Raw genomic sequence first — 11,979 nt, 5'->3', positions numbered from 1 at the left:
TTTAGAGTAACTTTTAGCGCTTTGGGTCAATTATTGCTGATTTAAAAATTTAACACCTAAAAAAACTCGCGCTCGATCGAAAAAACTGCGTCCCCTTGAACTTGAAGGAGAAATGTAACTTCCTATCGCGGATTTTGGGATAAAATAAAAACTTTGTTTTCCTTGAATATTATGTCAGAATATAAGGAAATATGGAGCCTTTGGAAGCTAATAAGAAAAATCAGTTTACCCCAAAGGCAAGGGAGCTTCTCTTTCGGTTACTCGGAGGAGGCGAGAGTAATACGTAGGGAGACATGATTATGAAAAAGTTTATGGGAATATGTATGAGTTTGGCAGTGCTATGTTTTATGCTGCCACAGAATGCAGAGGCGCTTTTTGGTTTCAAAACCCCTGATTTCCTAAAGGGTGTTATCGGGGACAAGTGTACTAATGAAAACTTCGACTGTACACTTGATGAAGCCGACTGTGGGGATGTTTCCTATTTTGCTGAATCAAGATGTTTTAAGAATTGCCTGAAGGGTGATGCGCAAAAGTTTGCCCATAGCAAACACCTTAATTGTAAAAGCCACGTTAAAACATCCTGCCATTCTATTAGTCAAGAACAATACAATAAATATGTTCATATTTGTAGCGCCCTTGGCGTACATAAAAAAGCACATCATAAGGCTAAGGCACCAGCTGCTTGTCATACATGCCACTCACATGCACAAAAGGTCGCCTGTTTGAAGGCATTCGGTAGCGGAGAAGAGCCTACGGTACATGAGGGATGCAATGACTACCTCGACACCATGGGGGAAAAATGTGATATTTCTGGATTTGAAAAAAGTCATAAAGCCTTCTGCGAATGGTACGAGGATAGCGAAGAAGACAAGGACGAAGAATAGCCTCTAGCTCAAACTTCAATATCTCTGGAAAAGGCTCCTCCCTGAGGGGCCTTTTCTTTGCGTAAATACTATCTCAGGGCCGGATAGCTGAACAGTAGAAAGTGTATGCTATTAAAGGCAAAGTGACACAGGATAGAAGATTCTAGCTTGTCTGATTTGAAATAGGCCAAACCGTATCCAATTCCGGCAATTCCTGCCAAAACCATGTAAACGGGTCCCCCTCTGTAAGAGATAGCCCCATAGGCGATTGACGCAGCCATAAGAGCAAAAAACTTGCCCGGAATGCCATTGCCACATAATTCAGCTATCTCTTTCTGGACAAAGCCACGGAAGAAAGCCTCTTCGGCCACGCACACAAACAGCAGGTTTACCGGCGCCCAGAGGAAGAAAAGCGTTGGGAACTTGGGATCAAAGCGGACATAGCCAATATAGAAGGTGGCGGCACTCAAAAGAACAACCAATGCAATAAGGGGTACAACAGCACCCTTGATGCTTTCCCACCAATCTTGAACCGAGGATACACGGGATATGCCCAGACCCACGAGGAGGAGCCCAAACAAAATCTTGTCGGCATTAACGAACAATCTGTATGCCGTGCTATCTGAAGATAAATGAACTCCCGGCACAATAAGCCAGTTATGAAAGCCGGGAACATGATGGGTGTACAAAAGGCCGCCTCCGATGAGGACGAGAGCTCCTAAAATAATTTTGAAAAGCTTTTTTGATCGCCATTTATAGAAACACCAGATAACAAAGGCTGAAACAGCAATAACCAACGTCCCAAATAATTCAATGCGGTACGCAAGATACCCCAGGATAGTGGCCGTCAAAAGAAAAAGGCTCCACACCTTCGACTTGGGGAAAACCCAAAGTGATAGGGCTGAAAACCCCAAAGTTAACATAAAAACAAATGAAAACGGGTCTGAGAGTAAGTTTATCATTTTATGAGCTCCTGAAATGTTTTTGATACTTTTTCGGTTGAAAGATTTTTGAGGAAGTCTTCCCGAATATATGTGGTCTTTGGCCCATGTGGGGCACATAGTTTAGGGTCCGAGGCACGGGAAAATAATGTAACTGTTGGGGAACCGGAAAGGGCAAAGACATGCGTTGGCCCCGAGTCGTTTCCAATGGTCCCAGAGGAACCAGCCCCCAATGATACCAGATCTTCCAAGGAAGTCTTTCCTGTAAGATCCAGAATTCGGTTGTCCTGATTCACAATCGCCTGGGTTACCTTTTGCTCCGTAGGGGTGCCCACCACAACTGGCTGGTATCCCTTTTTTATGAGCCAATCACATAGTTGCCCATAGGATTCAGCCGGCCATCGTTTCTCTGGTCGATGGGCAGCCCCACCGGGGACCAAAAGAACATAAGATTTTTTGAGATCAAAACCCTTTAGGGACTGTTTTAAAAAGGATAAGTCGGCCAATGGCGTCTTTTTAATCCCAGCCATGGCCAACTGTTCCTGCTGGCGATCCACCGTATGCATATGATCACGGCTAGGATTTGCATGGGGATGGGAACATCCTCTTGCAATTCCGGACCACTCAGGCACTTTTTTGCCTAAAAATCCGAGCCGCAAAAGCTGAAAGTATAAGCTGCTTCGATCGGACGTCTGAAGATCATATACCCGATCAAACTTCCCTCTATAAAGACGATTTCTAAGTTTGCAAAGCTTAGACAGCTGCCAAATTCTAGGTTTCGTATCGAGCCAGATATCATCAAATAAGCCTGACTTTTCAGCGATCCCCCGAAAAGACTTCGTCGTCAGTAAGGTAATATGAGCTTTAGGATGATGCTCACGAATGGCAGCAAAGGGACCCATTGCCAAGATAAAGTCTCCAAAGGCACTTAATTTGATGACAAGAATACGCTCTGTGGTTTTCATTATTTGCGTTTTCCTGATGCAGCAAGTTCTTTATAGATGGCCAAAGTCTTTTTACACATAGCCTCTTTTGTGAAGTTTTTGAGGATATGATCCCGTGCTTCTTTTTTCAGCTCTTCTCGCTTATAGTTTGGAAGCGCGAGGGCTTTTTGAAGCTTCTCGGCCAGCCTCTCTGGATCATAGGGTGGAACGAACCATCCCGTAATACCGTCCTTAATAATCTCTAATGCTCCCCCATGATTGGTCGCAATTACCGGACGACCCATGGCTTGTGCTTCCGCAATGACACGGCCAAATGCCTCTGGATCGGTGGAAGCAGATACAACCACATCTGCCATCATATAAGCACTGGTCATATCGTCGCAATTTCCCACAAATTTGACAACATCCCCTAAATTAGAGATTTGCGCCAAAAGAATAAGTTCTTTTGTATACTCGCTCCTTCCCTGATCCGAGCCTAGGAAAATACAACACAAATCCGATGTTTCCATGTGCATCAAGGCCTTAATAAGCGTCTCTTGACCCTTCCAACGCGTCAATCGTCCAGGCAAAAGAATAATCCGCTTCCCATCGGGAATGTTCCATTTGTTAGCAAGCTGAACAAATCGTTCGACCTTTGTTTTCGTAGGGTCGAATAGATCTGTGTCCACACCTCGTTGGATTATTTTCAAATTCTTTTGAGGGACTTCGTAATTTTCTTTAATATGGCCTGCAATAAACTTGGAATTTGCAATGACCCGATCCCCTCGAACCATGATTCTGTTGTACCACTTTTTAAAGGGACCAAAAAGGCCGTAGGTTCCATGGAAAGTTGTGACAAAGGGAACACCCTCTCGGCGCGCCGCATAGTAAGCACTCCAAGCAGGAGCACGGCTGCGCGCATGTACTATCTGTACCTTATGTTCCCGTATAATTTTCCGAAGACGTCGAATATTCGCAAGAATGGTAAACAGAGATTTTTTATGAACAGGCAACCTTATATGCTGAGCCCTATGGCGCTTGAGGGTGTTTTCTAGGTCACCTCCCGAGGACACGACGATCGCCTCTCCACCTACCTTGTAAATAGCCTCAGCAATTTCTACAGTTCCCCGTTCAACACCCCCGCCCCCATTTAAAGAGGGAAGAACTTGAAGTACCGTGGGAAATTTTTTTACTTTTGAGCTCAAAGAAGAGTTCCTTCCTTAAAAATCCAAGTTGGCATAATAAGAAGGTGGGCTCATGCCCCCCACACGATCCGTCAAAAGTGGGCGAAAACTGGGGCGCGACTTTATGCGCGCATACCATTCTTTTGCGGCTGGATGATGCTCCCAGGGAACATCTCCAAAATAATCTAAAGAGGACAGTTGGGCAGCCGCCGCAATATCAGCAATAGAAAAAGCATCTCCTGCTAGCCAATTTCGCTGCTCAGAAAGCCAGCCGATATACTCCATATGAAAATGGATCGCATCGTGGGCTTGCCGGATGCGCAGCGGTTCTGGAGACCCCTGGCGTGTCAATCTCTTGAAAATCTTTTCCGAAAGAATCGGCACCGTAACATCACTATAGAGTTTTCCCTCAAACCAACCCACCAGACGTCGAACTTCAGCCTTGGCACGAGGTGTTTCTCCCATCAATGGTCGCTCAGGATATTGATCATCCAAATACTCACAAATTGCATTACTATCTGCAATGGTAAATTCGTTCGACCCCGTGGCATCCTTCGGCACTTTATCTACGAGCACGGGCACTTGTGCCAGGGGATTTTGACTTAAGAACTCTGGCCGCCTATCCCAGAACCGCTCAAGGACAAGCTCCACCTCCTGCATCTTTTCTGCAAGAGCCAACCGCACTTTACGGGAAAAAGGACAAATAGAAAAATGATATAACTTTCGCATGCTATATGGTATATATCCCTCAGTTTAGGGACTCAAGCGTAAAATAGAGTTAAGACCAATGACTTTCCTGCCTCTCGCACTTCTCGCACTTATCCAAGGTATAACAGAATTCATTCCCGTGAGTTCCCAGGCCCATTTGATTCTTTTGCCAGAATTTTTTGGATGGGATGCCCATGATCGCGTTTTAGATGCAGCTGTGCATTTTGGAACCCTTGGTGCCGTTTGTGTCTATTTTTGGAAAGATCTCGTCAATCTGTTTGCGGGCTTCTTTAGAATGATGTTCTCCCGCACCATGAACGACCATGGGAAAATGGCTCTATTTCTCGTCATTGCGACCCTCCCATCGGTATTTTTTGGCTTCCTAATTCAAAAATATACAGGAAATGCTCTGCGAGGCATTGCCATTATCGGTTGGATGAGCCTTATTTTTGGCCTAATCCTCTACCTCATTGATCGTTTTTGTAAAAACGACTCCAGCCTTAAGGAAATGTCCTTCGGTAAAGCCTTTCTTGTAGGATGCGCCCAAGTGTTTGCTTTTTTGCCCGGCGCAAGCCGCTCTGGTACAACAATTTCAGCTCTCCGGTTCTTTGGATTCACTCGCATCGAATCAATCCGCTTCTCTTTTCTGATGTCAATTCCCGTTGTTTTAGGAGCTGTCACACTCACTGTGCTTGAAAGCATTGGAACAGAGAATGATTTGTTATCAGTTCCTTTCTTAAGTGCGATCGTCATTTCTTTTCTCGCCGGTCTTTGCACCATTTCTTTTATGATGCACTGGTTAAAGCATCATAGCTTTGCTCCCTTTATGATTTACCGTATTCTATTGGGCATCGGAATTATTTTTTGGGTATCTTATTGATATAAGGGAAAATTTTTCTCGATTATACTACTGTATTTTTTTCTAGTAGCAATTTGAAATATTTTGTTGTAAAAGAGGGCCAATCAGTGAATTACCTCCTAATAGAGTGCACGTTCATTGATGCTGTCGTGAGCCCAGGTTGCTTACCAGTCACTTTAGAGATTTATATATCAAAATTAAGGATTTACAATGTCGACTCAATCCCCTGTGGACACATCGAACCCATCCACATTAGAGAAAATTAAAGCTATATTTTGGCCAGTGAATGGGTATGAAAACAAAAAAGTCATTCCGATGGCTTTAATGATGTTTTGTGTTCTATTTAATTATACTATTTTACGAGACGTTAAAGACGCTATTATCATTACCGCACCGGGATCAGGTGCAGAAGTTACAAACTTTTTGAAGATATACGGCACCCTTCCAATGGCCATCTTGGTCATGATTCTCTATGCCAAAATGAGTACGCTTCTGAAGAAAACAACTCTCTTCTATTCGACACTCTCCATGTTTTTGATTTTCTTTGCTCTCTTCGCCTTTGTCATTTTTCCGAACAAAGAATTCTTTAATATGAGCCAAGATACGATCCAGCAGTTGAAGGGTGAATATCCACGCTTGCAGTGGTTCATTCCTGTCATCGGTTATTGGACATATTCATTGTATTACGTGTTTTCTGAATTGTGGGGAACCGTTGCTCTCTCGGTTCTCTTCTGGACATTTGCCAATGAAACTACCCGTAGTTCTGAGGCACAACGTTTCTACGCCCTTTTCGGACTTGTAGGAAACGTTGGACTTATTTTCTCTGGTGGACTTTTGAGATGGATCACAAGCTCCAGTGAAGTTACTGGCGCTAGTCTGGATCAGGTCTGGGGAACAAACCTTAAGTACATTACGGTTGCGTTTCTGTTTTTTGGCGGACTCATCATGTTCTTATACAACTGGATTCAAAAGAATGTCCTGACAGATCCACGACTTTATGATCCAGAAACCATGGGAACATCTAAAAAGAAAAAGAAGGTAAAGCTCAGCTTTACTGAAGGCTTAAAGGTTGTATTCTCCTCTAAGTACCTCTGCTTTATTGCCATGCTCGTTCTTGGATATGGTATCAGTATCAACTTGGTTGAAATTACTTGGAAAAGCCAACTCAAACTTCAGTATCCTGATACAAACTCATACGTTAACTTTATGGGTTTCTTCTCCCAAATGACAGGGTTTACAACAATCATTTTGATGATCGTTGGAAATAACATTCTAAGGCGGCTAGGTTGGTTCACAGGAGCTATCATTACACCTGTAATGGTCCTTATAACTGGGGCTTCCTTCTTTACCTTTGTCATTTTCCGGGATGATATGACCCCATTAATGGCAGCATTAACGGTAACACCAGTGCTTCTTGCTGTGATTGTGGGGGCCGCCCAAAACATTCTGAGTAAATCTACAAAATACTCATTGTTTGATCCAACCAAGGAAATGTCTTATATCCCGCTGGATGATAACTTAAAAGTCCGTGGTAAGGCCGCCGTTGACGGGGTTGGTGGGCGTTTAGGAAAATCAGGTGGTGCTATCATGCAGCAGATTCTTCTTGTCAGTATCGTTGGAAGTACACAGATCACCATCGCACCGATCCTAGCTGTTATTGTTATGGCTATCGTTGGTGTCTGGCTATTTGCGGTCTTCGGACTCTCAAAGCAATACTACGCTTTAAGAGCAAAGCAGGAGACTAAAAAGTCTAAGACTTCCGCTGCATAGAACGTAAACTATAATATTTTGAAAAGCCGGGCCTTGAATTAAGTGCCCGGTTTTTTTATTTGGATCCTACAGGACAAAACCTATCTAAATAAGTTGGGAGAATAGCTTCCATTGCCAAAGGATCTATCCCAAAATCCTTAAAACCCAAAGCTTTTTCAGAAACAATGTTATTTCTTCGCAGAAGACGCACTTGATCTAGGGTCAGGGGTGGATTGGGAAGGAGGCCAAATACGGCTCCCATACAAGATGCCATCCAAAAAGGGATGGGAATCAACAATCGTTTCCTATGGATTTGCTCCAGCATAATCTGCATAAGCGACTTAAAGGAATAGATATTCGGCCCTCCCAGCTCATAGAGCTTTCCTATGGTCTGAGGCGTCATGAGAATACGACAAACCACTTCGGCAATATCACACACGTAAACGGGCTGAAACTGTGTTTTACCTCCCCCAATGAGCGGCAAAAAGGGGCTGATGCAAGCCATGGAAGCAAATCGGTTAAAAAAGGCATCCTCTGCCCCAAAAATAATGCTTGGGCGCACAATGGTTACTTCCGGAAACTTTTTCCGTAATCGTGTCTCCCCTGCAAACTTTGTCTTGCCATATTTAGAGCGCGATTGAGAATCCGCCCCAATGGCTGAAATGTGAACAAACCGTTCAACTCCAGCTTTTTTGGCCAATTGAGCCATACGCTCTGGCCCATTTTCGTGGACACCTTTAAAAGTCTGTTTTCCTGCCTCAAAGAGAATGCCCACTAGATTCACGACCATGTCTGCATTCTCCAGAGCCCTCGCAACTGACTTTGGATCTATAACATTGGTGCTGACGAGTGATATTTGGCCTATTTCTCCCAAAGTCTTCAGAAAAAGTGCACGCTCAACGTTACGGCAAGCCACCGTAATCATAGCGCCATTCTTTGCCAAACTTTGAACCACATACCGACCCACAAAGCCTGATCCACCGAAGACTGTTACTCTTTTTCCCCTCAAGTCCATAAGCTCTCCCTGGCCGCCCTCTCTTTAGTACAGTGTAATGAAAATATGTATTTTAGGAAAGGATTTGAATGATTCAGGCACATCTATCTGACGATAACATCAAACGTAATGCCTTATTTTTCAATCAGCTGAGTGAAAATTTAAACGGCAACTTCCATATTTCCAAGCTTAGCAGCACATATGGCTTCTATTTCTCGGCAAATGTAATGGTATAGACACAAATGTCCTTCCTGGATGTGTGACGTTATGGAAGAAGGAACCTTCAAAGTATAGTCAGCCATAGGTGCCAATGCGCCTCCTGATTCACCCGTAAGAGCAACTGTTTCCATGGAAAGGGATTTGGCAACCTTAAAAGCCTCAATGACATTCTTGGAATTTCCACTGGTACTTAGCCCCAAAAGAACCCCGCCTGCTTCTCCATAAGCTTCCACCTGACGGGCAAAGACCGTTTCATAGGAGTAGTCGTTGCTCCAAGCCGTCATGAAGGCCTGGTCAGCACTAAGGGCGATTACCTTTAATCCAGGACGTTCTTTGACAAAGCGTCCAACTAACTCCCCAGAAATATGCATGGCATCTGAGGCCGATCCCCCATTTCCACAAACAAGAAGGGGGAGGCGATTAACGAGCGCCTGCGAGATAACCTTTATGACATTATCAACTGTAGAGAAGACATTTTGAGTCTCCAAAGCTTGAAGAACCTTAACTGTTTCCTGAAGATACTTTTGAAAAGACATGGCAACCCTCAATATTGTTCATCTATTATGCCCTCTTTTACATGAAATAAATCTTTTTCCTAGGAAAAAAACTCCAAAACCTTTAAAAACACCAGTAATAGGATGAAAGGAATACTATGATTGTTGTTCTAGCCGCCACTGGAATGATCGGACGAAAACTTGTGGAAAAGCTCTGCGACGCTGGACACGATGTGCTTGCCACTGGGCGCACCAAGGAGAAACTCTCCACAATCGATAAACGTGCCCAACAAGCGTATGCTGACTTACAGGATCCCAGCTCCTTGAAGCCACTTTTGAAAAAAGCAAAAATTGTTATCTGTTGTGCCCACGGAAGCCATGCTGAAACCATTATCCCTAACCTGCCTAAAGCACTTGATCGACTGATTCTTATGGGCTCCACGCGCGTTTTCACCAAGCTTCCTGATCCCCAAGCGGATGCTGTGCGCCAAGCTTTAGAGCTTTTTAACAAATCAAAAGTACCAGGCATCATGTTGCTCCCATCCATGATCTATGGATCCCCTCAAGATCGAAATATAAATCGTATATTATCACTGGTTCAACAATTTCCCTTTATTCCCCTACCAAATGGCGGCAAGGCTTTCGTCCAACCTGTTTTCGTAGATGACGTTATCGAAGCTCTCTTTAAAAGCGTTTCAGCTGATTTAGCGAAACTTGATAGAACAATCACGGTTGCGGGACCTGAACCGATCCCTTATTCATCATTAGTCAAAACATGTGGAAACGCCTTAAATCGGAAAATCCATATTTTGCCCGTCCCCATCTCACCACTCTCTTTGGTAGCCAAACTACTCAAGCCCCTAGGGATGACTATCAACCAAGACGAGCTTGTACGAGCTACGGAAAACAAGTCTTATGATGTTACGCCCTTACGCCAACAATTAGGAATTACCCCCATAAGCTTTGAAGATGGACTGAACCTCAAGATTCAAAGAGGATGGTATCCCAGAAAAAAATTGTCTTTTTAATCATTTGAGCTCAAACTAAACGTACGTAATGATGACTCATATGGAAGCAAAATGGCAAAGTGTCTCTTAGGATCTAAAAAATTCGATCAACACTTACTTGTAACCGTAGAAGACATGGTTTCCATTGAACATAAAACAGTCAAAGAAACCAAAATTTCCTTTTATGATCTTATGGAGCGGTCTGGCAAAGCCGTTTCCAAAGAAATACTGGATCATTTTCCCAAACCACAAAAAACAATTGTCCTCTGTGGTCCTGGAAACAACGGCGGAGATGGATTTGTTGTTGCGCGATTCCTCAAAGAGGCTGGATGGCCCGTCACCGTGGCTATTCCACCAGCGTATGGTCGCTGGTCCGACTCTGCCACTGCACACAAAGCTCTCTGGACCGAAAAATGCACAGACCTAAACCCTGAAATCACTTCGGGGTTCGATATCATAATAGATGGCCTATTTGGCATTGGCTTAGATAGGCCCCTCAAAGAACCCTACGTTGACATTATTAAAACAGCAAATCAGCAAAAAGCCTTTCGGGTATCTATTGATATTCCTAGTGGCATAGATGGGGCTACGGGAGCTCTCTTAGGTGTTGCGTTTAATGCAGACTTAACGGTTACTTTTGGGCACAAAAAACTTGGTCACGCCCTCCTACCTGGTCGCAGTCACACGGGCATTTGCAAAATACATGATATCGGATTTGTCGCACCGGATGACACGCAAAGAAAAATCTATTTGAATCACCCTGATCTTTGGAAGAGTGCCTATCCATATCCCAAAATCGAAGGCCACAAATATACAAGAGGCCACGGGGTTATTCTAGGAGGCTCCACATTCACCGGGGCAGCACGGCTTGCGGCCATGGCAGCCCGCCGCATAGGAGCAGGACTGATATCCATTGCAACATCTCCAGAAGCCCAAGAAATATATGCCACCAGTTCTCCAGGAATTCTCCTTTCTATTCTCGCCCACACCCATGATTTTGAAGAACTTGTTAAAGATGACAGGAAAAATGCTTACCTACTGGGCCCAGGATTCTTGGGAGGAAACCGTGATCTGATTCCTTCTTTGCAAAATAAGGTTCGAGCTGTCCTGGGCAAAAAACGATCCTGCATTTTAGATGCTGACGTTTTTACGGCATTTGAGAAACATCCTAAGGATCTTTTTGCGGCCATCAAAAGCCCCTGTGTCATGACGCCCCATACAGGAGAATTTTCTCGCCTCTTCAATGACAAAGGATCAAGAATATCCCAAGCCCAAGAGGCTTCCAAACTTAGTAAGGCTATTCTTGTTTTAAAAGGCCCCGATACCGTCATTGCAGATCCCTCTGGCCACACAATCATCGAAAATCATGGCACACCGTTCCTGGCCACAGGCGGCACAGGAGATGTTCTATCGGGCATGATCTTAGGACTTTTGGCCCAAGATATGGATCCCTTCCACGCGAGTGCCATGGCCACTTGGATCCATAGTGAAGCAAGTGACTTGATCGGACTTGGCCTCCTTGCAGAAGACATCCCAGACTGTATTCCTGAAATTATGGATGAGGTATTTTAAAGAGAAGAATGAAATTTTTGTACAGTTTACAAAAAACAAATTCTGTATTACTTTTCGACATCAAGAATGTTTTTAAATAATTAAGTTGAAATCAGAGAGAGCTATTGGAAGGTTGACCCAATTTTCGGGTCGTGCATTTTTTTCATTTTGAAATAGGTTAGGTTATGAAAATACTAAAATTTCCTGTTCTGATTTTTGTACTGTTTATTTTACTTTACCAAACAACACTTGCGCATATCATTGTGGATATCGATGAGTTTAATTTTCCTAGAATAAGTAAAAAGGGCATTAGAGTTGTCCAATTCGATACAACTGAACAAAAATTACTATACCCAAAACGAATCAAAGTGCCGATTTCAGTAATTGAAAATCATCATTGATGCGATCCACCATATCGTGGGAAATTTTTGGCCAAGTGATTTCAAAAAAGTCCATGATTGATCTTCGAAATTCTTTTGCAGAAGTA

The 11,979-nt window shown here is 43.7% G+C and carries 11 protein-coding genes; 5 read left to right on the top strand and 6 right to left on the bottom strand.

What is annotated here, in order from left to right; translation table 11 throughout:
- The first annotated feature begins 299 nt into the window (after positions 1 to 299).
- On the top strand, positions 300 to 884 hold the full coding sequence (locus HOL16_00410) for a hypothetical protein (protein MBT5389165.1): 585 nt from the start codon (positions 300 to 302) through the stop codon (positions 882 to 884).
- A gap of 68 nt (positions 885 to 952) precedes the next feature.
- Here HOL16_00410 and HOL16_00405 read toward each other — a convergent pair whose 3' ends face one another.
- The 4 genes from HOL16_00405 to HOL16_00390 are packed head-to-tail and all read right to left on the bottom strand — an operon-like array spanning position 953 to position 4,640.
- Positions 953 to 1,825 carry a CPBP family intramembrane metalloprotease gene (locus tag HOL16_00405; GenBank protein MBT5389164.1) on the bottom strand — a complete coding sequence of 291 codons (873 nt, stop codon included), beginning with the start codon at positions 1,823 to 1,825 and terminating at the stop codon, positions 953 to 955.
- On the bottom strand, positions 1,822 to 2,769 hold the full coding sequence (locus HOL16_00400; GenBank protein ID MBT5389163.1) for a glycosyltransferase family 9 protein: 948 nt from the start codon (positions 2,767 to 2,769) through the stop codon (positions 1,822 to 1,824). Before HOL16_00400 ends, HOL16_00405 begins: the two co-directional genes overlap by 4 nt.
- Entirely contained in the window at positions 2,769 to 3,932 is a 1,164-nt protein-coding gene (locus HOL16_00395; GenBank protein ID MBT5389162.1) for a glycosyltransferase family 4 protein, read from the bottom strand. The genes HOL16_00400 and HOL16_00395 overlap by 1 nt, the downstream gene beginning before the upstream one ends.
- 15 nt (positions 3,933 to 3,947) lie before the next feature.
- Positions 3,948 to 4,640 carry a glutathione S-transferase family protein gene (locus HOL16_00390; GenBank protein MBT5389161.1) on the bottom strand — a complete coding sequence of 231 codons (693 nt, stop codon included), beginning with the start codon at positions 4,638 to 4,640 and terminating at the stop codon, positions 3,948 to 3,950.
- 58 nt (positions 4,641 to 4,698) lie between these two features.
- On the opposite strand from HOL16_00390, the gene HOL16_00385 reads away from it, so the two are divergent.
- Both HOL16_00385 and HOL16_00380 read left to right on the top strand, forming a co-directional pair.
- On the top strand, positions 4,699 to 5,499 hold the full coding sequence (locus HOL16_00385; GenBank protein ID MBT5389160.1) for an undecaprenyl-diphosphate phosphatase: 801 nt from the start codon (positions 4,699 to 4,701) through the stop codon (positions 5,497 to 5,499).
- 189 nt (positions 5,500 to 5,688) lie between these two features.
- Positions 5,689 to 7,248 carry an NTP/NDP exchange transporter gene (locus tag HOL16_00380; GenBank protein MBT5389159.1) on the top strand — a complete coding sequence of 520 codons (1,560 nt, stop codon included), beginning with the start codon at positions 5,689 to 5,691 and terminating at the stop codon, positions 7,246 to 7,248.
- Between the two features lie 55 nt (positions 7,249 to 7,303).
- On the opposite strand, the gene HOL16_00375 is transcribed toward HOL16_00380, so the two are convergent.
- Together HOL16_00375 and HOL16_00370 are read right to left on the bottom strand one after the other, a co-directional pair.
- Complete coding sequence (locus HOL16_00375; protein ID MBT5389158.1) at positions 7,304 to 8,242, bottom strand: complex I NDUFA9 subunit family protein; 939 nt, start codon at positions 8,240 to 8,242, stop codon at positions 7,304 to 7,306.
- A 140-nt stretch (positions 8,243 to 8,382) separates the two neighbouring features.
- Positions 8,383 to 8,976: an SIS domain-containing protein gene (locus tag HOL16_00370; protein ID MBT5389157.1), complete on the bottom strand. Its 594-nt coding sequence runs from the start codon at positions 8,974 to 8,976 to the stop codon at positions 8,383 to 8,385.
- A 116-nt stretch (positions 8,977 to 9,092) separates the two neighbouring features.
- On the opposite strand from HOL16_00370, the gene HOL16_00365 reads away from it, so the two are divergent.
- A complete protein-coding gene (locus HOL16_00365) occupies positions 9,093 to 9,962 on the top strand; it encodes an NAD(P)H-binding protein (GenBank protein ID MBT5389156.1) in 870 nt (289 codons plus the stop codon).
- 51 nt (positions 9,963 to 10,013) lie between these two features.
- Positions 10,014 to 11,513: an NAD(P)H-hydrate dehydratase gene (locus tag HOL16_00360; GenBank protein MBT5389155.1), complete on the top strand. Its 1,500-nt coding sequence runs from the start codon at positions 10,014 to 10,016 to the stop codon at positions 11,511 to 11,513.
- The last annotated feature ends 466 nt before the right edge of the window (positions 11,514 to 11,979 follow it).

This window comes from Alphaproteobacteria bacterium (assembly GCA_018662925.1).
In the GTDB taxonomy this organism is placed as follows: Bacteria; Pseudomonadota; Alphaproteobacteria; order 16-39-46; family JABJFC01; genus JABJFC01.
The sequence above is the reverse complement of the archived record's forward strand: the minus strand, read 5'-3'. Positions and strand labels throughout refer to the sequence as shown.